Annotated in this window: 24 protein-coding genes; 14 read left to right on the plus strand and 10 right to left on the minus strand. The window is 52.6% G+C overall.

Going from position 1 to position 24,052, the window contains the following annotated elements; translation table 11 throughout:
- Nucleotides 1–49 precede the first annotated feature (49 nt).
- The gene (locus BM231_RS12040; protein WP_093519639.1) at nt 50–439 is read right to left on the minus strand and encodes a hypothetical protein; all 390 of its coding nucleotides are present in this window, start codon (nt 437–439) and stop codon (nt 50–52) included.
- A 92-nt stretch (nt 440–531) separates the two neighbouring features.
- Nucleotides 532–975 carry a MarR family winged helix-turn-helix transcriptional regulator gene (locus BM231_RS12045; RefSeq protein WP_093519641.1) on the minus strand — a complete coding sequence of 148 codons (444 nt, stop codon included), beginning with the start codon at nt 973–975 and terminating at the stop codon, nt 532–534.
- A 123-nt stretch (nt 976–1,098) separates the two neighbouring features.
- On the opposite strand from BM231_RS12045, the gene BM231_RS12050 reads away from it, so the two are divergent.
- Complete coding sequence (locus tag BM231_RS12050) at nt 1,099–2,214, plus strand: NAD(P)/FAD-dependent oxidoreductase (protein ID WP_093519643.1); 1,116 nt, start codon at nt 1,099–1,101, stop codon at nt 2,212–2,214.
- 15 nt (nt 2,215–2,229) lie between these two features.
- On the opposite strand, the gene BM231_RS12055 is transcribed toward BM231_RS12050, so the two are convergent.
- Nucleotides 2,230–3,264, minus strand: a complete 1,035-nt coding sequence (locus tag BM231_RS12055; RefSeq protein ID WP_093519645.1) for an NAD-dependent epimerase/dehydratase family protein — start codon at nt 3,262–3,264, stop codon at nt 2,230–2,232.
- 287 nt (nt 3,265–3,551) lie between these two features.
- Between BM231_RS12055 and BM231_RS12060 the strand changes: the two genes are divergently transcribed.
- The 3 genes from BM231_RS12060 (at nt 3,552) to BM231_RS12070 (ending at nt 5,828) form a co-directional block, all read left to right on the plus strand.
- Nucleotides 3,552–4,709 (plus strand): RNA ligase RtcB family protein, encoded by a 1,158-nt coding sequence (locus tag BM231_RS12060; RefSeq protein WP_167550296.1) that lies wholly within the window; start codon nt 3,552–3,554, stop codon nt 4,707–4,709.
- Nucleotides 4,706–5,344: a peptide chain release factor H gene (prfH, locus tag BM231_RS12065; RefSeq protein WP_093519647.1), complete on the plus strand. Its 639-nt coding sequence runs from the start codon at nt 4,706–4,708 to the stop codon at nt 5,342–5,344. The genes BM231_RS12060 and prfH overlap by 4 nt, the downstream gene beginning before the upstream one ends.
- Before the next feature lie 73 nt (nt 5,345–5,417).
- The gene (locus tag BM231_RS12070) at nt 5,418–5,828 is read left to right on the plus strand and encodes an NUDIX domain-containing protein (RefSeq protein ID WP_093519649.1); all 411 of its coding nucleotides are present in this window, start codon (nt 5,418–5,420) and stop codon (nt 5,826–5,828) included.
- A 15-nt stretch (nt 5,829–5,843) separates the two neighbouring features.
- Here BM231_RS12070 and BM231_RS12075 read toward each other — a convergent pair whose 3' ends face one another.
- Nucleotides 5,844–6,080, minus strand: coding sequence for a DUF2061 domain-containing protein (locus tag BM231_RS12075; protein WP_063296718.1), 237 nt, complete (start codon nt 6,078–6,080; stop codon nt 5,844–5,846).
- Nucleotides 6,081–6,206: 126 nt separating this feature from the next.
- Between BM231_RS12075 and BM231_RS12080 the strand changes: the two genes are divergently transcribed.
- Nucleotides 6,207–7,046, plus strand: a complete 840-nt coding sequence (locus tag BM231_RS12080; protein ID WP_093519756.1) for a helix-turn-helix transcriptional regulator — start codon at nt 6,207–6,209, stop codon at nt 7,044–7,046.
- Here BM231_RS12080 and BM231_RS12085 read toward each other — a convergent pair.
- The 4 genes from BM231_RS12085 to BM231_RS12100 form a co-directional block, all read right to left on the minus strand.
- Nucleotides 7,022–7,471, minus strand: a complete 450-nt coding sequence (locus tag BM231_RS12085; RefSeq protein ID WP_208860297.1) for a hypothetical protein — start codon at nt 7,469–7,471, stop codon at nt 7,022–7,024. The genes BM231_RS12080 and BM231_RS12085 overlap by 25 nt on opposite strands.
- A gap of 141 nt (nt 7,472–7,612) precedes the next feature.
- Nucleotides 7,613–9,025 carry an MATE family efflux transporter gene (locus BM231_RS12090; protein WP_093519651.1) on the minus strand — a complete coding sequence of 471 codons (1,413 nt, stop codon included), beginning with the start codon at nt 9,023–9,025 and terminating at the stop codon, nt 7,613–7,615.
- Nucleotides 9,026–9,266: 241 nt separating this feature from the next.
- Nucleotides 9,267–11,573: a nitric-oxide reductase large subunit gene (locus tag BM231_RS12095; protein WP_093519653.1), complete on the minus strand. Its 2,307-nt coding sequence runs from the start codon at nt 11,571–11,573 to the stop codon at nt 9,267–9,269.
- Nucleotides 11,574–11,673: 100 nt separating this feature from the next.
- Entirely contained in the window at nt 11,674–13,374 is a 1,701-nt protein-coding gene (locus BM231_RS12100; RefSeq protein ID WP_093519655.1) for a Na/Pi cotransporter family protein, read from the minus strand.
- 742 nt (nt 13,375–14,116) lie between these two features.
- On the opposite strand from BM231_RS12100, the gene BM231_RS12105 reads away from it, so the two are divergent.
- From BM231_RS12105 to BM231_RS12145, 9 genes are all read left to right on the plus strand, one after another.
- Complete coding sequence (locus BM231_RS12105) at nt 14,117–14,599, plus strand: lysozyme inhibitor LprI family protein (RefSeq protein ID WP_093519657.1); 483 nt, start codon at nt 14,117–14,119, stop codon at nt 14,597–14,599.
- Between the two features lie 179 nt (nt 14,600–14,778).
- Nucleotides 14,779–15,678 (plus strand): sulfotransferase domain-containing protein, encoded by a 900-nt coding sequence (locus BM231_RS12110; protein WP_093519659.1) that lies wholly within the window; start codon nt 14,779–14,781, stop codon nt 15,676–15,678.
- Nucleotides 15,679–16,004: 326 nt separating this feature from the next.
- Nucleotides 16,005–17,051: an ABC transporter ATP-binding protein gene (locus tag BM231_RS12115; protein WP_093519661.1), complete on the plus strand. Its 1,047-nt coding sequence runs from the start codon at nt 16,005–16,007 to the stop codon at nt 17,049–17,051.
- A gap of 31 nt (nt 17,052–17,082) precedes the next feature.
- Nucleotides 17,083–18,450, plus strand: a complete 1,368-nt coding sequence (locus tag BM231_RS12120; protein ID WP_093519663.1) for an ABC transporter substrate-binding protein — start codon at nt 17,083–17,085, stop codon at nt 18,448–18,450.
- A 53-nt stretch (nt 18,451–18,503) separates the two neighbouring features.
- Nucleotides 18,504–19,424: an ABC transporter permease gene (locus tag BM231_RS12125; RefSeq protein WP_093519665.1), complete on the plus strand. Its 921-nt coding sequence runs from the start codon at nt 18,504–18,506 to the stop codon at nt 19,422–19,424.
- Nucleotides 19,421–20,266, plus strand: coding sequence for an ABC transporter permease (locus BM231_RS12130; protein ID WP_208860298.1), 846 nt, complete (start codon nt 19,421–19,423; stop codon nt 20,264–20,266). Before BM231_RS12125 ends, BM231_RS12130 begins: the two co-directional genes overlap by 4 nt.
- 95 nt (nt 20,267–20,361) lie before the next feature.
- Nucleotides 20,362–21,000, plus strand: coding sequence for a hypothetical protein (locus BM231_RS12135; protein ID WP_093519667.1), 639 nt, complete (start codon nt 20,362–20,364; stop codon nt 20,998–21,000).
- 164 nt (nt 21,001–21,164) lie between these two features.
- The gene (locus tag BM231_RS12140; RefSeq protein WP_093519669.1) at nt 21,165–21,644 is read left to right on the plus strand and encodes a type III secretion system chaperone; all 480 of its coding nucleotides are present in this window, start codon (nt 21,165–21,167) and stop codon (nt 21,642–21,644) included.
- Nucleotides 21,645–21,746: 102 nt separating this feature from the next.
- On the plus strand, nt 21,747–22,502 hold the full coding sequence (locus BM231_RS12145) for an SDR family oxidoreductase (protein ID WP_063310481.1): 756 nt from the start codon (nt 21,747–21,749) through the stop codon (nt 22,500–22,502).
- 37 nt (nt 22,503–22,539) lie between these two features.
- On the opposite strand, the gene BM231_RS12150 is transcribed toward BM231_RS12145, so the two are convergent.
- Nucleotides 22,540–23,022: a class I SAM-dependent methyltransferase gene (locus BM231_RS12150; protein ID WP_093519671.1), complete on the minus strand. Its 483-nt coding sequence runs from the start codon at nt 23,020–23,022 to the stop codon at nt 22,540–22,542.
- Between the two features lie 110 nt (nt 23,023–23,132).
- The gene (locus tag BM231_RS12155; RefSeq protein ID WP_093519760.1) at nt 23,133–23,960 is read right to left on the minus strand and encodes a cysteine hydrolase family protein; all 828 of its coding nucleotides are present in this window, start codon (nt 23,958–23,960) and stop codon (nt 23,133–23,135) included.
- Nucleotides 23,961–24,052: the final 92 nt, after the last annotated feature.

The raw sequence follows: 24,052 nt of genomic DNA on the forward strand, positions 1-24,052 counted from the left end.
GTGCCTCTAAACCTCAGCGGGAGTAGAGACACGCTGCCAGATGGATAACTTACTTTGGTTTTACGCAACTGGCCTGATACGGACCATCCAGTTTAGTTTGAAAAGAGTATGCATGGCAGGTTTTGACGTATGCGTCATTTTTGTAAACTTCGACTGTGACATGCTCAAACGTACTGTCGAATGGCAAGTTGCCGCCTTTGTGCCAGCCCTTGGTGATCTTCAGGTCTGTGTTGCCGATGGAGTTGTAGCCGTTCGTGATAGACTCTTGAACGGAATTGGAAAGCGTTTCTGCGATCGTGGTTTTATCGCTGTCGGAGGATTTAGAAGCCAGTTGCTCCGCTGTCGCTAGTTTGTCTCCAATGTAGACCGCCGCTTGCGCACCTGAAAGTGCGACTGTTGAGGCAATCAGAGCGCCCAGAATCATTTGTGAAAGCTTCATGTGGTTCTCCTGTTCTTATTAGCCCAACCTTGGGCATTCAGGAGACGCAGCCAGAATGGTTTTGTGAAGCGGATTGGATGGCGGGTTAAATCTTAACTCTCCGCTGAAGGACATGCTCCACAAGTACCGTCCATGATAGACTTCTGCTTCAGTACGTCGAAGATCTTCTCAAAATCTTCCTGCTCAAGACCGGATTGCTCTTCAATGACTTTTGAAATGTGTTTGATGGTCTGAGTGCGCAGCGCTTGCCCCTTGTCTGTGAGAGCGACCTCGATCGCGCGGCGGTCTTCTGCCGAGCGTTGGCGTTGGAGCAGGCTCAGTTTCTCGAACTTATCAACCAGAACTGTCACGTTGGAGGGCAGGCAGAACAGCAGGTCCGCGAGTTTGCCCATACGCACCGGTTCGCCCAGATGCAGCAGCATATTGGTTTCTGTAGGGGTGAGCTTATCAGCATATTCCGAGTAGGATTTATGGATACGTCCCAAAATTTCCTGAAACTGGAAAAGCACAAGCATGCTTGCCGGTAAGTCTTTCATTTCATTCACGTCCTCAAATCTGCAGGTGGCGTCATATCAGGTTTGCTTAAAAAAAGTAATATTTATAATATTGAACTATTAAATCATTGTAGTATATAAGGCGCAACAGAATGGAGTAAAGACATGTCCAAGTCAGTTGTAATTTATGGCGGTGGAATTGCCGGGGCGGCCCTTGCAACCCAGCTTGCAAAGCACGCTAATGTGAAGCTTGTCAGCTCGCTTGATTATTTCGAAGTGCCCATGGCTATGCCGCGCGTTGCCGTTCAACCAGATTACGCTCATCAGGCAGTCATGCCATTTCAGTCTTTTTTGAAGGGCGTGGATTTCATTCACGGCAAGCTAGAGCGATTTACCGGAGAGACAGGGCACGTCGTTGGTGTTGATGGTGCTGAACATACGTTGGAGGCTGATATCTCCATTCTGGCAACAGGCAGTCGGTATCCCTCAGAGCTGATCCGGCCGACCTCCGGCTCTACGACTGAGCGGCACGCTGCGTTCAAATCGACCCATGGTGCGATTGAATCTGCACAGAAGATCTTGCTCGTGGGCGGTGGCCCTGTTGGAATTGAGATGGCAGGCGAGATTACGGAGCGTTTCCCGCAAAAATCTGTTGTGCTGGTCGAATCCAGTGGTGAAGTTCTCAAAGGCACCTCTCGTAAGACAGCAAATCATGCGATCAAGGTGCTGCAGCAGCGAGGGGTAAAGTTCATGCTGGGCGAGCGCGTTCTCTCACCAGCACCTTCTGCCTTACAGAACGCAGAGGCCGGGCAGGCCAAACTCTCCAGTGGTGCTGTGGTTGACTACGACCTGATCATCTGGTGCGTGGGCGGCAAACCCAACACGGACTATATGCAACAGGACCTGTCTCATCTGCTCGACGCGCGGGGCTACATTGCTGTTGATGAAACATTCCGGATGAAGGGCCAGAGCAATGTGTTCGTCTTGGGTGATATTGCCGGGATCGATGAGGTGAAAAAGGCCCTGTATGTGCGGGGTCACGTTAAGACCGTGGCTCACAACGTCCTGCAACTTTTGAAGAACCCGCAGGCCAAGCTGAAGAGCTATAAGCCGAAGACCAACGATAACATGATGGTCGTGACTCTTGGCAGCCAGACAGGTGTCTCTGATGTGCCGCCAATCGGCACGGTGAAAGCCAGCTGGTTTACGCGCATGGCAAAAGCAAAGACCATGCTGGTGCCCATGTACCGCAAGGCTCTTGGCGCTTCTGCCAAGGTGTAGGGTACGTGTGAATGCTCAGCTCGCCACGTGTTGTTGAAGCAGTGCGGCTTCCTGCTCTTCTGTCAAACCGCACTTCAGAGCTGTATCACGCCGGGTACGATCCCATGCCAGCAGTGGGCTGAGTGTTTCGCTGAGCGGGCGGCAGGTTAAACCGGCTGCCTCTGCTTGGGAGGTGTCCACGTTCATGAAGTGTGCGTAGTCTGGAAGGGACGGCATCATAACGGGTAGATCAGTCCACGGCTGAATACCTGCGTCAATGATGTGTTCTTCTTCCACCCAGTGCAGTCGGGCAGGGGAGTCAGCTTCTGAAATGATGTCCTTCAGCAGATCAACCAGTTGAAACGGAGAGCTGGTGACATTCCAGATGCCACCACGTTTGGCCTCAGCACAGGTCAGTGCGAAATCAGCCACATCCCGGACGTCAATCATCTGCACCTGCCTTGATGATGGAGCAGGAGCTGGGACAGCTCGGTTTTGCGATGTGGCTTGGTCGATGCGGCGGACCCACCAGGTCAGCCGGTCCGTGTAGTCGCCAGCACCAACCAGCAGGCCCACTCGCAAGGACGTGGCCCGCTCGCCAAGAACCTCTTCCGCAGCAAGCTCACATGCCCGTTTGAGCGCACCATACGAAGCGCCGTAGGAGGTTGCTGAACTGCGTTCTGCGTGAGAAAGACTACGAGAGATTGTCAGATCATTTTCGGTGGCATTCGGGACCGGGTCATGTTCATTCAGGCGCGATTTCGCAAATGTGCCGTAGGCTGAAATTGAGGAGATGAACACATAGCGCTGCAATTGGTCTCCCAGTGGTTCCAGCAGGCTGCGCACTGCGTCCGGTGAAAAGGCGCATGTGTCAAAGACCCAATCAAACTTGTGCTGCTTCAAAACACTCAGATCACCATATCGGTCTGCTGCAATGGCCTCTACGCCATCTGGTAAAGATCGTTTGGTCGTTCCACGCACCAGCACAGCAACCTGATGCCCTGCACCGACGAGTGCATCCGCTATGGCTCCACCCAGAAACCCAGTTCCACCAACGACCAAAACCCGCATGACTGTCTCCCCTTGCTTGCACAGTACCCTAGACATCTTGGTGTTGTTGTCCAGCCACGGTGACTGGTGTGATTAGGATAGTCACATTGACGTTGCGGCGTCTGTCTGTTATCTCCTCAGCCCTCTGTTGCAGCAATTGGTGCGCAGCACAGTTTGGAGCGAACCATGTCTTTCCGCGTTTCGCCCTTCAAAGGGCACTGATCCTTCTCAGAGCCAGCGCTAGCGGCCTTTAGGATCTTCTTTCGAGCATCGCTCGAAGATACTTTCAAGAACTATAGGCCATTTTCATGGGCAATTTACGCTTGGATTGCGCGACCCGCGCTGCCAGTGCGCCTGCGCCAATCCATAAATTCTATGGGACTTCTGCCTGGATCCTAGGGGATGCAGAGGTCCAACTTAACAAACTTGCTGAGCTTGAAGCGGTCAAACAGATCGCGGCATTTCCTGATTTGCATCCCGGCCTGGTCGGTGTCGCAATTCTGTCTGACCGTGTGCATCCGCACATGATCGGTAACGATATTGGCTGCGGCATGACCGTGTTCCGCACCTCGCTCAGTGCTCACAAACTAAAGCCGCAGAAACTGGCGGATCGCTTGCGTGCGCTTCAGGATCATTCTGATCTGGAAGAAGGGCAGGCGCATCTGCGGGCTGCCGGTTTGCCAGAGGACCTGGCTCCCCATGCCATCGGTACGATTGGCGGTGGCAATCACTTCTGCGAGGTGCAGGTTCTGGCAGAAACGCCAGATCCGGACCTTGCCGCTAAAGCCGGTATTGCGAAAGGCGACGTACTGCTCTTCGTGCATTCCGGCTCTCGTTCCTTCGGAGCTGGCATCTTTGATGATTATGCAGCGCTTGGTCCGGAAGGCATGTCAGCTCAGGATGAGCGGGCTCACGACTACCTCAAAATGCACGACCTTGCTGTGCGATGGGCCAGCTTAAACCGCAAAGTGATTGCAGAGCGAGCAGCTGCGTCGTTGCGCTGCGATGTGGAACTGGTGGTGGACAGCAGCCATAACCTCATTGAGAGCTATGGTGATGCGTTCCTTCACCGTAAGGGTGCGGCCAAAGCGGATGTAGATTTGGTGCCGCTAGCAGGCTCCAGAGATGCAAAGAGCTTTTTGCTGAAACCAACTGGCAACAAACCGGAGGCACTGTCCTCATTGGCGCATGGAGCAGGGCGCAAATACGACCGTGCGTCCATGCATGGGCGTATCGCGAAGCAGAAGTCCGTTCGCAATGCTTTGGCGCGTACGTCTTACGGCGGGCGCGTTGTGTGTGAGGATAAACAGCTCCTGGTGGAAGAAGCTCCGCAAGCCTACAAAAACTCAGAGGATGTTTTAAGCCAACTGGTTGAGGCAGAGCTTGCCACATGTGTTGGGGTGATGACGCCTGTTGTTACGTTCAAGACAGCGCGTGGCACGGATGAGCGTAAGGGTAAACGATGACACAGAACGCATCTTTGCGCTTGCTGGTGACATCTGGAGACGGGCCTGCGGAATGCAGGCTCGCGCTCCGCCATACCCTCAGCACCATGGAAAAAGCAGCCCAAAAGCTCGGACTCTCAATCGTGTGTGATCCTGAACAGTACGGGCCGTCTGTTGATGTAGCGTCTGTTGAGGTCACACTCTCAGGCAGCGGTAAGGAGGCTTTTGCCAGATCATGGTATGGCACCATCAAGTGGACATGCCAGAGTCCGTTTCGCCCCAACCACAAACGGCAGAACTGGTTCATTGGCGTGTTTGAGTTGCCGTCCCTGACGGAGGACCGCGGAGAGCTGAAACTGGAAGAGCTTCGGTTTGAGACTTTGCGCGTTGGTGGCCCGGGTGGCCAACACCAGAACAAGACTGAAAGCGCGGTGCGTGTGACCCACGTGCCGACAGGTCTCGCTGTGGTGGCCAGAGATGAGCGCTCGCAACATCGCAACAAGCAACTCGCTGTGCAGCGCTTAAAGGAGAAACTTGCAGGTCTTTCTGTGACAGAAAAGGACCGCCTGCGGAAAACACAGCGACAGCTTCATCATGAACTAGAACGTGGAAATCCTGTGCGCTGCTTTAAAGGTGCACGATTTAAGGAGATTTGATGTGAACAGCCACGAAGTGCCTCTTTAAGATGACACTTCGTGGCTCAGATTCGGGTTTAAGAGAGGCTCTTGGATGACTGATATTGTAAATGGGCTGTTGCTGCAGAATAACCGTGTCCTTATGGGGCTTCGGTCCCCGGCCCGGCGGAATTTCCCGGGCGTTTGGAGTTTCCCCGGTGGTCATGTTGAAGCCGGGGAGGAGCTGGAAGCGGCTCTTTTGCGGGAACTGAAAGAGGAAGTGGGCATTAAGGCAGAAGCCTTTGCCAAGTTCACTGAGTTCAGAACTCAAGTTAACGATCAGCACGATGCAACCGTCTTTCATCTGTTCACTGTGACCCAATGGAAAGGTGACACAAAGAACCTTGGTGATGAGCATACTGAACTGCGGTGGGTGGATTTTCAGGAGGCTATCAGCCTGCGCGACCTTGCATTTCCTGAGTATCGCGAGGTCTTTGGCGTGCTAAGAGGACGAGGGGAGCTGTGAGACAGCTCCAATAGATTAACTCTGCGTTTTCTGCTGTGTGTCTGCACCGGCAATTTTGCGGCCCCACTTGATGTTGGACCAAACCATTTCATGCAGAAAGTAGAAGATGAAGCCAAGGGTTGAGCTGACGATGGCAATGCCGCCACCGAGCGTGACGGAGCCCGTAAAAATAAATCCGATCAACGTCATAGTGAAAAGTCCCATGACTTGCCAGGTAACTGATTTTGTAAAAATGCGTGATGCAGAGTCCATATAAGATGTCCAGGTAAGAATGTAATTCCTCCTCTCGTTGCTACCGGAAAAAATGCGGATTGGACATTTGGTATATTAGCTGCAATAAATTCATTTTGTTGATTATAATCTGCAATGGTGAATCTGATGGACAAGCGCGACAGAGCTACTTTGTTTCGAAACCGGTTATTCGAAGCGATGGCAGAGGCCGATGTGACGCGCAGCCAACTGGCTCGCAATGCCGGTGTTGATCGCTCTACCGTTGGCCAGTTGCTGAACAACGAAAACCCGAGGTTGCCCAACGGCCAGCTGTTGGCTGATCTGGCAGCTTCGCTCGGTGTGAGTGCGGATTGGCTGTTGGGGCTCACCAACAGGCCGGAGCGCCCGGGGGACATCATTGCCGCTGCGATGGCTTTGAGCCCGGCAGAGCGATCCTCCGTTGATGAGCAGATCCTCAATTGGCACAAAGAAGCGACTGGGCTGAAGGTACGCCACGTACCAGCCACTCTGCCCGACATTTTAAAAACAGATCGTATGTTGGCGTGGGAGTATGCGTCGTTTCGCGGGTTGGATCCTGAAGAGGTGGTAGGGTCAATTAGCGGACAACTGGATTGGTTGCGTTCTCGTCAGTCTGACTATGAAATCGCCATCCCGCTTCATGAGATACAAGCCTGTGCGCAGGGCATTGGTTATTACGCTTACCTGAATAAGGAAACGCGGGTTGAGCAGTTGAAGTTCGTGGCAGACACCTGCCGCCAGATGTTCCCACGACTACGCCTGTTCCTGTTTGATGCGCACAAGGTCTTCAGTGCACCGATTACCATCTTCGGCCCTAATCTGGCGGTGGTGTATGTCGGGCAATGCTATTTGGCATTCCGTGAAGCAGAAAGGGTCAGTTCGCTTACCGACCATTTCGATTGGCTGGTCCGCGAGGCCTCCGTGGATGCCAGAGATGTGGCAGATTATGTGGAGACACTTCTGCGATAGGATTTTGCTGGCGGTTGGTTGCCGATCTGATCTGCTGCGACAGGGCGAACTATGTGCAGGGCTCCGCCAATGAGATCAATCGCAGCGAACATCAGCAGGATGGGATGATGTGTCAGAACAAATGCCCAGACCAAGGATGCGGCGAAGAAGAACCTTAGAAAGCCCTCATATCTGCCGATGGAAAACGACATGTTGCGCCATCGCCAGACGGCCCAACCTGCACCCAGAACGCCCAGCATTTGCCCAAATAACAAGTGAACTGGCAAGAAGGTGGGCCAGGTTTGCCCGCCGAGCACCACATTGAAATAGCATAAGGTTTCAAGGTGAGCGTTATTGAGGAATGGAACTGCAAAGGGAGCCAATGCCAACACATCATAAATGCAAAAGAGCTTGAAAATACGCCGATAGTTGGTGTGTGATAGCATAGTGAACTCCGCCTGCACTCTGTGGATTTGAAGAGAATAGAACGCGCATTACAGTGCGTTGAAAGCAGCCTAAAACGAACTGCGCCCATTCTTCCAGTGCTAGAGAAATATAAATTAGAAAAATCTAATATTAATTGTGGATTAAGTGACCTCTGTTCTCTTAATGTCATTCTCCCACACTGGCTCCGGCAGATTGTGCTCTTTCAGACAGGAAAAGATCTTGGCTGTGAACAGCAGGCCGAGACCCAATTCGAATGTGCTGAGTGAGATCCAGATGAGTTGAAGCGCGCCTTCCTCAATGCTCCAGTTGTAAGCAATCAGATAGGAAGCCGGGACGCTGCCAAACCACATGGTGAGAATGCGGGTTTTGAAGACAAATGTGTTTTGGTGAAAGCTTTGCAGCATGCCGCTGGCGATAAAGGAAACGGCGAAAGCCACCGCATAATACCAGATGTGCGAGGTGACGGAGATCGACAGCTCGAAGATATCCTGCCCGTAGTTGCCAAGTGAAAACAGGGAGGTGATCTCTCGGTCAAAACTTTGCAACAGCACTGTCACGACTGCCACATAGGAAAACGCAACGAACAGGGAAGCACTCGCTATCTTTGGGATGCGCTCAAACTGATTGCGGCCAATGGCTTGTGATGAAAGGATTGTTGCACCATTGGCAATACCGATCACAGGAATGATGCCGACATAGTTGAGAATGACGTTGAAGTTGTTGGCCGCCAGTGCGGTGGCTCCCACCATGGAAACGGCCCAGATGATGGCAGTGTTGCCGATCTCGTCCGTGCTGTCATGAGCGCCCAAAGGAACGCCGCGTTTGAAAAGCGCGAGTACTTCAAAAGCGCGGCGCGATTTGGTGATCAACACCTTCGCCTCATTCAAAGCAGCGTCGCGCAAAGCTTGAGGTGTCCGAGTGAGGTAAACGACCAATACTGCAAGGGAGCCGAGCACCGTGCCGATAGCCGAGCCCGCCATGCCAAGCTCAGGGAATCCATAGAGCCCGAACACCAACACATAAGTCATGGGCATGGACACCAGTTGACCTGCAATACTGGCTTTGAAGATGAGCCGTGTGTTGCCGATAGCACCGAAATAGCAACTCGCTGCGCCGTCAAGGATCATGATGGACCCAAACAGCATAGCCCAGCTGAGATAGATATTTTCCAGTGCAATGATTTCGCCTGAGCGACCACTGAATTGCGACAGGTTCATCAGCAAAGGCAGGGTGAGGTTGAGACCCAGCACGCACAAGATAGAAACAGCAAACAGCCTGCCGCCCATCTTGTGTGCCTCTTCTATGCCGCTGCGGGCGTAAGCTTCAGCGATGACCGATCGGCCAATCTGGGTAACACCGGAGAAGAAGGAGATTGCGGACATGCCCATGAAGACCGCCGGGCCAGAGGCCGTGAGGGTCTGTTCGGAATAGGCGGCGAGACACAGTCGGTCTACGATCATCATCAGAGTTCTGCCGGACATGGCCAGCATCAAAGGACCTGAAATGCGCAGAACCCGCGTCAGTTCATGATGGAACAGCGGAAATCTAAGCAACTAAGAAATGTACCTTACGGAAATAAAACTAAAAATCGCAATCAGTATATATAGCTCTTCTTAGTTGTAGATACACTTTTACGCAATGCACATGGCTATACACATGAATGAAAGTATGTGTTGCCGGTCCGCCACAAACGGCATTGTCCGCTACGTTTTCAGGCCTCGCTGGCTAATGAAGCGAGGCCTGTTCTTGACGGTTTTATAAGCACTTGCTCAGTGTGAAAGTGCACTTCACACCTTAAGCCTTTGCCGCCTGTTCTTTTTCGTTTACTGGCTGGCCGAAGTAAGCGCGATACATGAACATGACGATGGAAAAGATACCCCAGCTAAAAACAATATCTCCAGGCACACGTGCCCACACCAATGCAGTCATAACTGGTCCGTGGATCGTTTCTGGTGCACGGGCAAGCCAATAACTCTCAGTAAAGCTGATGTAAGCTTGATAAATTCCCTGCGGAATCAGCGAGAGTCCGAGCATCATGGCAAGGCCGATATTGAGCCCCCAGAATGCTTGTTGCAGCCACTTGTCACTCCAGCGATTGTCTGGAATGAGCGAGCGCAGGCAGAACAGCATGAGGCCGATTCCAAGCAGCCCGTACACACCAAACATGGCGGCGTGACCGTGGGCCGGTGTGGAGTTGAGCCCTTGCATGTAATAGAGCGCCAGCGGCGGGTTGATAAAGAAGCCGAGCAGACCCGCACCAACCAGATTCCAGAACAGAACCGAGGCGAAGAAGTTGAGCGGCCATTTATAATGGTTGATCCATTGAGTGTTCTGTTCCAGCTTATGGGTCTGATAAGCCTCAAAGCCGATGACCAGCAGAGGAACAACTTCCAGCGCCGAGAACACAGCCCCAAGCGCCAACACGCCAATAGGTGTGCCGCTCCAGTACAGGTGGTGGAATGTGCCCAGCACGCCGCCTGACATGAAGATGATGGTGGCGAAGATGACGGCGACAGCTGCCGTGGAGCTGCGCAACAGCTTGAGGTTCACGAATATGAGCGCAATGATGGCTGTTGCGAACACCTCGAAGACACCCTCAACCCACAAATGCACGACCCACCAACGCCAGTATTCCATGACGCTGATATGCGTGTTTTGGCCCCAGAACAGGCCTGCGCCATAGAGCAAGCCGATGGCTGTGGCTGACAAAAGCGTCAAGGCGATGAGGCTCCGGTTATGCCCACCCTTGAGGGCTGGGTAAAGCGCGCGCAGGACGAGCACCAACCAGAGCAGAAGGCCGATGAATAGGAAGATCTGCCAGAAACGGCCCAAATCAACATACTCATAGCCCTGATGGCCGAACCAGAAGTTCATGGTGCGGGAGAAGAACTGATTGACCCCGAGCCATTCGCCGGCAAAGGAGCCCACCACGATAATGATGAGGCAGATCCAGAGGAAGTTAACACCCAGGGTTTGATAGGCTGGATCCTTGCCAGAAAGCAGTGGCGCCATGAACAGGCCAGTGCCCAGCCATGCAGTTGCGATCCAGAAGACTGCGAGTTGAGTATGCCAAGTGCGTGAAATGGAGTAAGGGATAAATTCTGCCAGCGGGATGCCGTAAAGATCCTGACCTTCAACAGCGTAGTGAGCGGTGAGAATCCCCAGTGCCACCTGCGCAACCATCAGACCCACAACCACCCAGAAGTATTTGGCTGTTGCCCGCATGGATGAGGTTAGTTTTACATTCGCCAACGGATTTTTTGATGCAGCACCGCCTTCCGGCACAATGCGCTCGCGCCATAAATCATACTGGCGCACGTAGTAAAAGCAGAGTGCGCCCGCACAGCCAAGCAGCAGGAGGATACTGACAATGGTCCAGATGAAGGCTGCTCCGCTTGGCTGATTGCCAACCAATGGTTCATGCGGCCAGTTGCTGGTGTAGGAGATTGTATCATCTGGCCGGTTGGTGACAGAGCTCCAGGAGGTCCAGAAGAAGAATGCAGAGAGTTTTTGGGCTTGGTCGGGAGTGATCAGGATGTTGGGCGGGAAGGCATAATCGTCCCGTAGGTTTTGCCCGTCAATGTTATCGTAGGACGAGAATAGCTTAGTGAAATGATCTTCCACCTGCCTGACTGCGACTGCCCGATCATCTGAAATTGTGATGGTCTCATTGGCTGGATTATAGCGATTGCGCCGCATTTCCTCTTCAACGAGGACTTGAAGGAAAGCGCGTTGTTCATCACTTGGCGGTGTGTACCCGGAACCAACCCGGGCGCGGTGATAAACATCCAGAAGAGCCAGTGCTTCGCGGTGCAGCCAGTCTGTAGACCAGTCCGGTGCAACATAGCTGCCATGCCCCCAAACGCTGCCTTGCTGCATGCCCCCCAGAGACTGCCAGACATTCTGACCTTCTTCGATATCATCTTTCGTGTAGATAATATCGCCATTATCCGAGACCACCATCTCCGGGATCGGTGGTTTTAAGCGATAAATTTCAGCGCCGAAGAAGAGCAAAACGCCAAAGGCGAGGACCATGCCAACGCCGAGGAGTATCCAAAGCCGTTTGAGTGAAAAGGTTACATCATAGTCCTTGTCAAACATGCTTGCTGCTCCTGACCTCGAGGGGAAACACTGGCTTGCGTTTCAAATCAGAGTATCAATCTGATTTCGGCCGTGCCTCCCTCAAAGTTAGGAGAGGCGCTCAAGTGCCCACGGGTACAATACCAACTGGGTTTTTCTGTGGCTCGTTGGTGAGCCTGCTACGCAGCAGCTCGCCTTCCCCTTCAACAATCGGGTAGGCTACTGTGGTCAAAAGCGCGTTCAAATACTTTAGATCACTGATGGTTTCCAGATGAATGGAACTTGTTGTCCGACTGGACTGGCGGTTCTGGCTCAGGCGGCGCAGGTGCGCGTCACGGCTCTTGTATTCCAATTCACGGACCAGAACCTTACGAGCAACCAGATCCCGTGCAAGTTCGGCATCGCGGGTGATGAGCACGCGCAGGGAGAGTTGCAGGTTTTGCAATACAGCGGCGTGGAGGTCTTTGATTTCCTTCCAGCCTTCCTGTGAGAACTCCTTATTGAGACCGGACTTTTTCTCTGCCAATACGAGCAGGTTGCGCTGAACGACGTCGCCCATTTGCTCCAAACAGACGCAGTAGTTCATCAGTTCCGTATACTTCTGGTAATCCTCGTCGCTCATGGACTTAGTGGTTACATCCGTCAGATACTCTTTGATGGAGCGATGCAGATCGTCGATCTCGTCATCCATCTTCATCAGCCGTCTGGCCGTGTTCGCATCGTCGCCGCGGAACACCACCATCACCCCGCGCAGCATGGCTTCTACCTTTTCGCTCATATGCAGCATTTCGCGGGTAGCGGCGTTAAAGGCGAGGTCAGGGGTTTCCAGTAGCTTGCGGTCAAGCAGGCTGAGGCGCTCCATGACATCATCTTCCTCAGACTGGCCAGCACTATCAGAGATGATGAGCTTGGTCAGGCGAGCAACAAGGCCAATGGTTGGAATGCCAAGCAGAACGACGGCAAGATTGAACCCGCTGTGGAAGTTGGCGATTGCACGTGCGGGATCGTCGCCCAACATGTCGATGGTGAACACATCAAAGCGCATCAGCAGCAAAGTGATCAACACACCCGCCACGCGGAAAATCATATTGCCAAGTGGCACACGGCGTACGTCCGCAGTATCGCTCATGGTGAGGACAAGTGGAATAATACTGGAACCGATGTTTGCGCCTAAAATGAAGAGCAGCGCACCTTCCATCGGCAGCACACCGGTGCTTGCCAATGTCATGATCATAAGAACCACTGCAACGGATGAATGCAGTAGCCAGGTCAGAGCGGCGGCGGTGATGATCGCAACAAACGGGTCACCAATCAGCAGATTCAAGATAACAGGCAGGGCTCCACTTTCACGCAGTGGCTCGGAGGCCATGCCGATGAAAGAAAGTGCGATCAGCATCTGGCCAACACCAATGATGATGCGGCCCGTTTGGCGCATGGTGCGCGTGCTGCCACGGGAGAACAGAGCGCCACCAACAACAAGACAAACCGGCAGAAGCCAGCTGAGGTCCAATGAGAGCACCTGAACTACCATGGTGGAGCCAAGGTCTGCGCCAAGCATGATGGCAAGGCCAGCTGCCAGCGTAATGGATCCTTTGCTGATGAACCCGCGCGCAAGAATGGCTGTAGCTGTTGCACTCTGCAAGATGATGGAGACCAGAAAGCCAGTTGTGAAGCTGGTGTAGCGGTTCTTAGAAGCCTGCTGCATCCAACCTTGGAATTTCTGTCCAACCGCTCGCTCAACACCTGTTCGGATCATTCTAGTTGCCCAGAACAATAGGGAAATACCGGCGGCAAGGTGTAGAAGTATTTCAAAACTGCTCATCACAGCCTCCGGATTCAGCTCTCGCGGTTATTAATAGGAGGCTCACTTAAACGCAGTTGTCGTGATACACGGCAAAGGTCTTTAAGCTGGAGTTGTCGGACTATCAGAATATGCGAGATCTCTCGCTTCCCCGTTTTGACGAGAAGGGAAGCAAGGGATCGCTCGCGTGCCTTGGGAGCTTTAGCGGATTCTTGAAATCGATCCGGCAACTAAATTAGCCACCTCAATGATTTAATAAATAACTTAAGACACTTATGCCAATAATTCAATATGCTTAGCTCAATTATGGCGAGAATTTTGCGCAATTATTGCGTTTTTCGTGGCGTCGCGTGATGAAAGCAGACCAATGAAGTTGAAATATCTGAAATCACGCAAGCTTTTGAAATATATGAATAATATTTAGTTGGCAAACCAACAGGAAGTATAACAGGTAAAATGCGCACAACGTGCGTTTTCCCCAGCCCGTCACAAAGTCGTAATATGGCGTCTTTTGCTCCGTATTTCCCGGATATGACTCGGTTTTGCCTAGGTTTGACTAGCTGATGCAAAGGCGCATCAAGTTGAATGACCTGCTGCTCTCTTGTGTCGTGTTTCAAACCAAACCAGTTTGTCATGTAAAAGAAACAGGAAATCTGTAAGGCTCTGTAGAGAATGACTAGGTTTTTCTCAGTGACTTGGGTTAGCAATTTGTCATCGCGGATCACCTATCACAGTTTATAGAGAAAATTACTTTGAGGTTTCTATGAGTTTTATTCGCACGTCTCTGCTCTCGCTTTCGTTGGCTTTCGTACTCAACTCTCCCTCTCAGGCGGCTGAAGAGCCAACTGAGGAGCAGGTTGCCATCATAGCCGAATGCGTAGATGAGAAGGGCGGTGGCTATCCAGCTATGGCTTGTTTTGGGGAGGTGATGGAACAGTGTATCGGCAGCCACTATCAAAACAGCCACATGATTTTCTGCGCAGTGCAAGAATATATGGTCTGGGACCAGCGCCTCAACACTGCGTATGCTGAGATCATGAAGCATGCCAGCACCAATGTGAAAGCCAGCCTGAAGAATGCGCAACGCAACTGGATCAAGTTTCGTGATGATACGTGTTCCGCGAATGCGCTGATCTATGAGGGAGGCAGCCACGCGCCGCTCGCCATGTCTGTTTGCATGGGAGACCAGACTGCGGTGCGCAGCCTGCAGCTCCAGCAATTTCTTGTCGAAGCTGGCCCGCATTAATCAGGATTGAGAGTGCTCACTGATGAACATGGCCTCTCCCTTTAAAGGGGCCAATATTCGGGAATAGCAGTACAGGCCAATGTGGTTAGGCTGAACGGATGCTCGTTTCAAAATCTGTCGCGTAATCCATTTTGAAATCCGACCCCGCGTTTCAGGGATACGCCTTAAGGTCTGTGCTGATGAAGAAGGTTCTGATCCATATCGGTGCGCATAAAACCGGTACAACTGCCCTGCAAAAGCAGCTCTACTCCAAACACCCTGATTTGTTTGATGATCGCACGAGCTTCAAAGCAAGCTCATTTATGCGGCTCTATGAGAACCGTATGATCAAGCCCAAGGCAGAGGAACTGGCGGACCTTTTTCAGGAAGCAATTACTAAGCCAGAGACAGACACCTATAGAATTTCTCACGAAAGACTCATGGGGAAGGCGTTCGTCCATAAACAGTTCTATCCTAACGTCAAACGTTACTCTCAGCTCGTGAAAGAACTGCAGCGACGAGGTGTGCAAGTTAAAACGCTGGTCACCGTGCGAAACCGTACCGATTTCCTGGTCTCGTTCTTTCTCCATTGCCTGTCGTGGCAGGGCACCCCAAAAACCTTTCATGAGTTTGCAAATAAGGCAGTCACTCCCTCGTTTGCATGGCAAAGTGTTGCACAGCAACTAGAGCGGATTTCTGTCACGTACCTGCCTCAGGAGGCAATGGAGAAGCATCCGGCCGAGTATGTTGATTTGATAAATAAGTTTTACGAGAAAAAGCTGCTGGAACCGGATGATCTCAGCCACCGGGCCAACTCGGGTCTGAATGAACTGGGACTATCAATCATTCCGCAGCTTTCTACGATTGAGGATGCAGGGCTTCGGGGGGTGTTGCTCAAAAGCGCGCTTGATTATTGCAAGCAAGGCAAACGAGCAGCGGTGCTTTCCAAAGATGTTGAGGGGATTTATCGCAAGCATTTTCTGGAAGGGGACATTGCTTTTGCTAAAGCAAACTTCCCTGCGCCTTTCCGAAAAATCTATTCACAGACGAAACCGGTGGCAGAACAGTTCTGGTTTGCCTTCGCAAAGGCTGATGCCTGAGGCGGGTCTTCGTGCGTCCTTCAAACCGTCAATCTTGCAAATTCCAGTTTCCCTACAAATAGTTGAGCAGGAGCAGCTTTGGATGACGGCAAGGCGCTGATATCCTGTATGGCAGCCCTCATAACGTTAAACTCACGCCGGTTTTACTGTACCGTCAGTAACGCACTGGCATAGTGTGCAAATCACTCAACTGACAGGAGAAACCTGACCTACTCCGATAAATGGGGTAGGCTTGTGCCATTGCGCAGGTTTCGCTGCAGCTTGAAAGCAACAATAATAACAGTTGGACGCAAACGTCCTGATCAAGATGAGTGAAGAGGCGCCGTGTGACGCAGGTTCAGCTGAAAAACCTCTCAAAAGTGTTCTCAGGAGCACCAGCGGTTGATGCCATCGATCTTGATGTGGCCTGTGGCGAGTTTCTGGTGCTGTTAGGCCCGTCTGGCTGCGGCAAAACCACGAGCCTGCGTATGGTCTGCGGGCTGGAGCAACCGACCTCCGGTTCCATCTGGTTCAATGGGCGGGATGTGACCACTCTGCCTGTCCAGAAGCGAAAAGTCGGCCTTGTTTCTCAGCGCTTCGGCCTGTTCCCACATATGACAGTGGAGCAGAATGTGGCCTTTGGTCTGTCTGTGCGTGGCCTTTCTGCGGATGAGCAGATGCGGCAGGTGGGGGAGATGCTGGAGATTGTCCGCCTCTCGGCGTTTGCCAAGCGCTTTCCTGCGCAGCTGTCTGGCGGACAGATGCAACGTGTTGCAATCGCACGTACGCTGGTGACCAAGCCTGAAGTGCTGTTGCTGGATGAGCCAATGGCGAGCCTTGATACGCTGCTGCGTACAGAGATGCGCCAGTTCATCCGTGATTTGCATGATGAGTATGGCATGACAACACTGTTGGTGACCCATGATCAGATCGAGGCGATGGATCTGGCGGACCGGATTGCGGTGATGTTTGACGGCAAAATCGCGCACCTTGCAGCACCAGATGAGATCTACCAGCGACCAGCCAATGAACAGACCGCCCGCTTTATGGGCCATTCCAACATTTTTGAATGCACACCGATCTCTGAAGGGCATATCGAGAGCCCTTACGGTCAGCTCATGCTGGGAGTAGGTTCAAGCCTGGGAGCAAAACAGCCGTCAAAGGCCATGCTGCGGTTTGAAAGCATTCAGATTGAGGAGTGCCGCGAAGCACCGCAGGAAAATGCGTTTTCCGGCACAATCACACGAGCAGAATTTCTTGGCGCGATGATGCGCTATACGCTTCAGGTGGGAGAGGGATCTCTGACCGTTGAAGAAGCATCTACAATCAAAAGAAAAACAGGCGATGCGGTCACCGTGACCTTACCGCCAGAGCAAATTTGGCTGCTGCAGTAATAGCGGCTGAAGAACCGGTTGGGGGCAATTTATGAAGAACACAAAATCACGCAGTAAACAGATGCTACTTGCAAGCACGCTCGCTGTTGTCAGCTGGAGCAGCGCTGTGCAGGCAGACAACACGCCGGGCATGTTCCGCAGCGAGTTTTTGAAGGGCAATCTGGGGTGGGAAGATGTTACCGCTAAAGCGCGCGATGAAGGCTCCGTCAACTTCTATTACTGGGGCGGGTCGGACATCATCAACCTTTGGGTTGACCAAGTGGCAACACCAGCACTGGCCGCAGAAGGAGTGAAGCTGAACCCTGTGCGGATCACGGCGACCAAAGACACGGTTGATGTGGTGATCGCTGAGCTGGCAGCAGGCCGCGGCGAAGAACAGGGCAGTGTGGATCTGGTCTGGGTCAATGGCGAAAACTTCTACTCTCTTAAGCAGCAGAATGCGCTGTGGGGGGCTTTTGCCAACCGCCTACCGAACTCAGTGAACTTTGAGTGGGATGAAAGCGATCCGCGTTCACTTCTCAACCTGCGTGATTTTGGCGTCGAAACTGGGTTTCAGGAGATGCCGTGGTCTGGTGAGCAGTATGTATGCTCCGTCAACCGCGCTCATGTCTCTGCAGAAAATACACCAGCCACCTTTGCGCAGTTGAAGACCTATTTAGAAGCCAATCCGGGCAAGTTCACTTACGTGAAACCTCCGCATTATCTGGGCAACACTTTCGTTCAATCGGTCCTTTATGCGCATAACCCGGATGGGACTGGTGCAGCTCCATACCAGCAGAGCTTTGAAGAGCTGGGCGGAGAAGAGCTGGCGCGCCTGATGGAGCCGGGTATTGAGTACCTGAAGAGCATTGAACCACTGCTTTTAGGCGGTGCTTCCGGCAAACCACGTTATGCTGAAAATTCTGGAGAGTTGGACAATCTCTTCCTCAACTCCGAAGTGCACTTCAATTGTAAATTTGGTGTGTTTGGCAATCATAACGGCCTGATCACCGGCGCGTACCCAGAACAGGCGGAGGAAATGATCTTCCCGGCTGGGAACATGATCAAGAACAAGAACTACCTTGCTCTGCCGCTGAACAGCCCGCATCCGGCAGCCGCTCTTGTTGCAATCAACTACTTCTCCTCAGCAGAAGCGCAGGCCTCCAAACTGAAAACCGCAGGCATGCCTGTTGGTCTGGATCTGTGGCGCCTGAGTGAGGAAGAAACGGCAGAAGTTGCAGCTTCCGCACCTCCACATTACGGCGTGACCCAGCAGCAGCTGGATGACAACATCGCACCAGATACCAACGCAAGCCTTGTTGATGTGATCGAAGCCACCTGGCTGGCTGTCATTGAACGCAAGGAAGACAAGCCTCTGGCAGACATCGTTGCGCAGGTCTCTGGTGAACTGAACAACTAACACTTTTGCAGATGGCGGCTTTCTGCCATCCGCCTTTTATGAAACGAAAACTGATGCCAAAGGCACTTCCCGTGAAAACCAACAGGACCGTATCTCCCGCGCTCATGCAGAACCTGCGTGATGTCGCGGAGGTGATGCCTTTGCTTGTGGTTTTGCTGGGGCTGTTTGGCGGAGCTGTTGTGCTGGGCATCCTGCAAAGCTTCGGCTATGCCCCGTGGTTTGGTATCAATGAGTTTCCGACAACCCGGTATTTTGAACGCCTCTGGCTCTCCTCTGATTTTTGGGCTTCACTGGGTCTGACGCTCTATTATGGGTTCGCTGCAACGCTGATTGGCCTTGTCATTTCAATTCCGCTCAGCATAGCTCTGTCCAAGAAGTTCAGAGTCTCCCGCACTTTTGCGGCACTCATCCGCTTGCCGCTGATGGTGCCGTATACCGTTGGCATTGCACTGGCATTGGTAATGCTGGGTAATGGCGGACTGCTCTCTCGCATCTCCGCAGGTCTTGGGCTGATTGATGATCCGGCACAGTTTGTCCAAATCCTCAAAACTCATTGGGGCTGCGGGATTATCGCTGTTTATGTCTGGAAGCAGGTTCCGTTTATGACGCTGACACTTTCTGCCGTACTGGCGCGGAAAGGCGAAGATACGGTTGAAGCAGCCATGGTGCTGGGTGCCACTTCCAGACAGATCTTCTGGCGTGTTACGCTGCCACAAATCATGCCGGGCATTGTCTCTGCCTCGCTGATTTGCTTTGCATTCAACATCGGTGCTTTTGAAGCCCCACTTATTCTGGGTGGGGGGTATCCGGATACCCTGCCTGTGCTGGCTTGGCGGTATTTTCAGGATGCCAACTATGCGTTCCAGTTGCAGGGCATGGCTGTGGTTGTTTCACTGGCATTGGTTTCAGGTATCTTCCTCGCAGCATATCTGTTGGGTTACCGCAGATATGAACGGGCAAGAGGGCGTGTATGATGATCTCCAGCCCCCGGGACATCAAGTCCATCAACCCATGGCAGCGCCTGCTCGTGTTGGCCATGGCGACTTTCACCATTGCACCGTTTGCGCCGCTGATCATCCAATCTTTGGCCTTCCGTTGGGCATGGCCGAACATTCTGCCAACCGTCTGGTGGCATGAGCAACGGGAGAGATCTCCGTTTCCATTGGCATGGGACTATGTGTTCTCGCCAAGTTCTCGCGTCGCAGAAGCCACGATCAACACGCTTGGTATCGGCATTGCTGTGACGCTGTTATGCCTGCTCATTTGCTTACCTGCGGCGCGCGTGCTGGCACAGCGCAACTTCCGTGGCAAAAATCAGCTTGAGTTTTTGATCGCCCTGCCGCTTCTGATCCCCGAAGCTGCGATTGGTATTGCTCTGCTGATGATCTTTATCGCGCTCGGCTTTGCTGGCACTTATGCAGGCGTTATTGTGGTGCATCTGATCCCCACTATTCCCTACATGGTGCGTATGCTGACAGCGGTTTATCAGGGGCATGGAACAGAAGCAGAAGACCACGCACGCGTTCTTGGCGCCAATCGACGACAGATCTTCTTCCGCGTGACCTTGCCGATGATCCTTCCTGGGGTGATTGCAGGCTGTTTGTTCACCTTCTTGGTCTCAACCAACTTGTTTCTGCTCACGTTTTTCATTGGGCAGGGGCAAATCATCACTCTGCCGACGCTGCTGTTCGCAAAAATATCCGGCGGTGCACTGGATGCAACAGGAGCTGGCATTGCTCTCATCGCGTCGGTTCCGGGCATCATCCTGCTGATGTTCACAGACCGCTTTATTCGCAGTTATCCGCTAGCTGAGTAATCCCTTAAATAATTGGAGAACTGTCTCGTTCAACACACCTGAAGTGAGGGCTGTTGTTTAGGTTGAGCTATGGGAAGAACTTTAGGCATTAGATTATGACGGGTATTTCAGTTGGCGGAGCGTCCTCGTACCATGCCCCGCTGGAAGTGAATGCACCGGCAGCTCTACAGGCGGCAGAGCTGGGTGGGCACACTGTTTCTAAATCCAACGAAACGCATATTAGCGAAGGCTCGAACAGCACCACGAGCAAGATTTCAGAATTTTTTGAGGGCATGGCAACCAAACAGATTGTGTGGAGCCAAACCGACGCAGATACGGCGACAGACCGTCGGCAAGAAGCCGCAAGTTCAGCTGTTTCAGCCGTTTTATCCAACTTGAAAGATGGCAAGCTAGCTGAGGCCTATCAAAGCTTTACGAAGTTGCACCATGCTGCAGAAAAGCTGGAACCCAATAACCCACGTGGGTTTGTTTCCAAACAGCTGCAAAATGCAGTCTCTCAATTCTCGGCGCAGGAGCGCGATGCAGTTCGATCGCATGATTTCAAAGGTGATGGAGATCGGCTGTTGCGCGGCCATTCTGTCCATGCAGAGCGCGCTCTTCATGTCTTTGAAGGACTTGTGAAAGGCGGTCTCATGTCCGTCGGAGATTTGAGCTCAGAAATCCACTTTATCGATGACATCATGAGTGAAATTCCATCTGCGCTGAGGGGCGTTAAGACAGAACTCACTCTGTAATCTGATCATACGTGAGAGGAAAGGCAGCGCAGATTGCTGGGGCACCCTCTCACATTTTGCAGGCATGGTATTTGGCAGCCTTTTCGTAAAGGCTTTGGAAGTGCCGGGTTTTGCGCAGTCTGCGGGTAGGGCCAGCAGACCACTTACACATCAAGGGGCGTCAAATGGAAATGGTAGAAAACACACTCAGGCAGTTTGGTGAGACGATAGGATTGCCTGACCTGAAACTGGACGCAGAGAATATGTGCTCTTTGACTGTTGATGGTGAGATTGAGGTGTTTTTTCAGGTTCTGGACTTCAAGGCAAACGTGGTTCGGCTCAACAGCCGTTTGGCAAGTTTGAACAACGTCCCGAAGTCGCTTTACTTGCATCTTCTGGAAGCCAACTACAATGGCATGGGAACGGGGCACGCAGCGCTATCAATCAACCAGCGCAGCTCCGAAGTGCTTTTGACCCAAGCTATCCAAGTTGACAAACTTTCGGCTGAAGAGTTTGCAGAAACCGTCAAGCTGTTCGTGAAGTATACCAGTTTCTGGGTACATGAACTGGTGGAATTGGCAAAGTTCCCTTCTGATGAGCCTGTCCCTGCGCAGAACATGCCAGTTAATAGCCTGAACTCTCAAATGCAGTATCTGATGCCTTAAGGGATCACTGCGAGCTTTTAATGAATCTGGGACCTCGCAAATCGGGTGGGTTTTGTCCGCATCGCCGCCAATAGTGCCTCCAGTCAACCGATGGAGGAAAACATGGAACTACACGGACAAACGATCATCATCACGGGTGCGAGCAGCGGAATTGGCGCTGCAGCAGCCGAGTTGTTTGCTGCTGAAGGCGCAAATGTGGTGCTTGGGGCCAGACGCGAAGCAGAGCTGGCAACACTTGCAGACAAAATCACGAAACAAGGAAGTTCGGCGACTTATCTTGCAGGGGATGTGACTGAAGAGGCCTATGCCTCCGCACTGGTGGAGCATGCGCTCAACACCTACGGCGTGCTGCATGGGGCCTTCAACAACGCCGGCACTGTGGGGAATATGGAGCCGATCCCAGAGATGGACAGTACCAACTGGGAAAATGTGCTGCATACCAATCTCACCAGCGCATTTTACGCGGCTAAAACACAGATTCCGGCTTTGAAGAAACGCACAAAGGGAGCGATTGTGTTCACATCCTCCTTTGTAGGGCACTGCAACAGCGGCATGCCGGGCATGGGGGCTTATGCTGCCAGCAAGGCTGGGCTGGTTGGGTTGGTGAAGTCGCTGGCTGCAGACCATGGACCAGATGGCATCCGGGTCAACGCGCTGCTCCCCGGCGGTACGAAAACAGCAATGGCAGGTGATGATCCAGAAGGGCATGCCTTCATCTCTGGCTTGCATCCACTCAAGCGCATGGCAAGCCCGAAAGAGATCGCCCAAGCCGCACTGTTTCTGCTCTCGGATCGGTCTAGTTTCGTGACGGGAAGCGCGATGACCGCTGATGGCGGTGTCTCAATCCGGCTGATTTGAAGCTATGCGAAATCAAGAGGGAGGCGCAGCCTCCCTTTTACTTGCTTACCAATAGATGGTGACCTTCCAGCCTTAACCCTGCATCAGCAATGCGTTTTGCCCATGCCTTGCGCGTTCCAATGCCTGCGGGCTTTTCGAATAGACCGGCTTCTTCTGCAGCTTTCGTTAAAGCGGCATACTGAAGGATGTTGGGATCGTTTTCTGGCAGCAGCAACTCTTTGCGATGCAGGATTGGCGGGTTCTCGCGCTTGGAATAGTCGATGGCCTTGCTTGTCTGAGTTGCAAGGTCAATCGTGATGGAATGGAGCAAAGCGGGAAAGCCGGAGGCCTCAAAGTCCTCGTAATGCAGCAGCGAGACTTTGTCCTTGCTGATCTTGCAGAGGTTCCAAGCGGTGTCCGGATGCTGTGAAACCACCTGAGCCAGCCGTTCAGCCTCCTCTGCTGGGAGTAATTCTACGCCAGAGCGATGCAGATAGAGCCAACCACCAACACGGCGGCCAATTTTCGTCTTTTGAGCCATAGCTCTTCTCTAACTGAAACTTATTGCACATGCAGTTCAAATTGAGGTGTAAGCACAGCAGAGAGATAAAAAACGCACCACCTTAAGGAGTAAGGCGGTGCGCTAGGTGGTTAAGCCTGAAGCAGCTTAACAGCTTCGTCTGTTGTCCAGACCGCGTTTGCGATGAAGCGGAAGTTGGTCAGCGCCGCCAGATAGCCGTCACCATCTGGAATAATTGCAGCGGCTGTGCCATCGCTTACCACAGCTACCTCAAAGCCCTGCTCGATCAGCTCGCGCATATGGCTCTCAGTACACAGGTTGGCAGACATACCCGCCAGAATAACCTGATCAACACCCTGTTTGCGCAGCTGAAGGGACAAATCGTTGGTGTCGTTGCCGTAAACCTTGTGCGGGGAGGTGACGATGGTTTTGCCGTCGTTGATGTACGGCTTGTAAACGTCCAGCCAGTCTGCGCCGGAGCCTTCAAAACCGTCAACGTTGAGTGCACCTTTGCGGTCGAACATGCCGATGTTATGCATCAGCTTTTCCAGCGCGCCCTCAAACTTCCAGCCGTGATCGGTTGGATAGTAGTAGTGAGGAGAAACAGCCACGGTGATGTCTGCTGCTTTCGCGGCTTTGAACAGACGCTCAATGTTGCTGACAGTGTTGTTGCGGGTCACGCTTTCGCCCACCACGCCCCAGGTTACACCATCAGGAGACAGGAAGTCATTCTGCGGATCTGTCACCACAAGGGCGGCACGGCTCAGATCCAGCTTCATATTGCTTGGAGGCAGAACGGACTTTGCTGGTGGAGCATATGGATCCTTCACTTTATCCTGCGCCTTGGCATGTGCTGTACCCGCTATTGCTGCGCCGCCAACAGCTGCTGCAGCGGTCAGACCGCCGCGCAGAGCATCGCGGCGGCTGAGTGGTTTCTTGTGATCATGATCATTACACATCGTCTGTTCCTTCTCTTGTTTGGTGAAGAGAAGATGGATCAAGATATGTGCCTTATGGTCTAAAATTGGTACCTTTTCGTCCTGATATGTAT

Source organism: Pseudovibrio ascidiaceicola (genome assembly GCF_900114245.1).
In the GTDB taxonomy this organism is placed as follows: Bacteria; Pseudomonadota; Alphaproteobacteria; order Rhizobiales; family Stappiaceae; genus Pseudovibrio; species Pseudovibrio ascidiaceicola.

Excerpts from the sequence above, each read along its gene's own strand:
- BM231_RS12040 (WP_093519639.1), bottom strand. The coding sequence starts at position 439 with ATGAAGCTTTCACAAATGATTCTGGGCGCTCTGATTGCCTCAACAGTC.
- BM231_RS12045 (WP_093519641.1), bottom strand. The coding sequence starts at position 975 with ATGAAAGACTTACCGGCAAGCATGCTTGTGCTTTTCCAGTTTCAGGAA.
- BM231_RS12050 (WP_093519643.1), top strand. The coding sequence starts at position 1,099 with ATGTCCAAGTCAGTTGTAATTTATGGCGGTGGAATTGCCGGGGCGGCC.
- BM231_RS12055 (WP_093519645.1), bottom strand. The coding sequence starts at position 3,264 with ATGCGGGTTTTGGTCGTTGGTGGAACTGGGTTTCTGGGTGGAGCCATA.
- BM231_RS12060 (WP_167550296.1), top strand. The coding sequence starts at position 3,552 with ATGGGCAATTTACGCTTGGATTGCGCGACCCGCGCTGCCAGTGCGCCT.
- prfH (WP_093519647.1), top strand. The coding sequence starts at position 4,706 with ATGACACAGAACGCATCTTTGCGCTTGCTGGTGACATCTGGAGACGGG.
- BM231_RS12070 (WP_093519649.1), top strand. The coding sequence starts at position 5,418 with ATGACTGATATTGTAAATGGGCTGTTGCTGCAGAATAACCGTGTCCTT.
- BM231_RS12075 (WP_063296718.1), bottom strand. The coding sequence starts at position 6,080 with ATGGACTCTGCATCACGCATTTTTACAAAATCAGTTACCTGGCAAGTC.
- BM231_RS12080 (WP_093519756.1), top strand. The coding sequence starts at position 6,207 with ATGGACAAGCGCGACAGAGCTACTTTGTTTCGAAACCGGTTATTCGAA.
- BM231_RS12085 (WP_208860297.1), bottom strand. The coding sequence starts at position 7,471 with ATGCTATCACACACCAACTATCGGCGTATTTTCAAGCTCTTTTGCATT.
- BM231_RS12095 (WP_093519653.1), bottom strand. The coding sequence starts at position 11,573 with ATGTTTGACAAGGACTATGATGTAACCTTTTCACTCAAACGGCTTTGG.
- BM231_RS12100 (WP_093519655.1), bottom strand. The coding sequence starts at position 13,374 with ATGAGCAGTTTTGAAATACTTCTACACCTTGCCGCCGGTATTTCCCTA.
- BM231_RS12105 (WP_093519657.1), top strand. The coding sequence starts at position 14,117 with ATGAGTTTTATTCGCACGTCTCTGCTCTCGCTTTCGTTGGCTTTCGTA.
- BM231_RS12110 (WP_093519659.1), top strand. The coding sequence starts at position 14,779 with ATGAAGAAGGTTCTGATCCATATCGGTGCGCATAAAACCGGTACAACT.
- BM231_RS12120 (WP_093519663.1), top strand. The coding sequence starts at position 17,083 with ATGAAGAACACAAAATCACGCAGTAAACAGATGCTACTTGCAAGCACG.
- BM231_RS12125 (WP_093519665.1), top strand. The coding sequence starts at position 18,504 with ATGCCAAAGGCACTTCCCGTGAAAACCAACAGGACCGTATCTCCCGCG.
- BM231_RS12130 (WP_208860298.1), top strand. The coding sequence starts at position 19,421 with ATGATGATCTCCAGCCCCCGGGACATCAAGTCCATCAACCCATGGCAG.
- BM231_RS12135 (WP_093519667.1), top strand. The coding sequence starts at position 20,362 with ATGACGGGTATTTCAGTTGGCGGAGCGTCCTCGTACCATGCCCCGCTG.
- BM231_RS12140 (WP_093519669.1), top strand. The coding sequence starts at position 21,165 with ATGGAAATGGTAGAAAACACACTCAGGCAGTTTGGTGAGACGATAGGA.
- BM231_RS12145 (WP_063310481.1), top strand. The coding sequence starts at position 21,747 with ATGGAACTACACGGACAAACGATCATCATCACGGGTGCGAGCAGCGGA.
- BM231_RS12150 (WP_093519671.1), bottom strand. The coding sequence starts at position 23,022 with ATGGCTCAAAAGACGAAAATTGGCCGCCGTGTTGGTGGTTGGCTCTAT.
- BM231_RS12155 (WP_093519760.1), bottom strand. The coding sequence starts at position 23,960 with ATGTGTAATGATCATGATCACAAGAAACCACTCAGCCGCCGCGATGCT.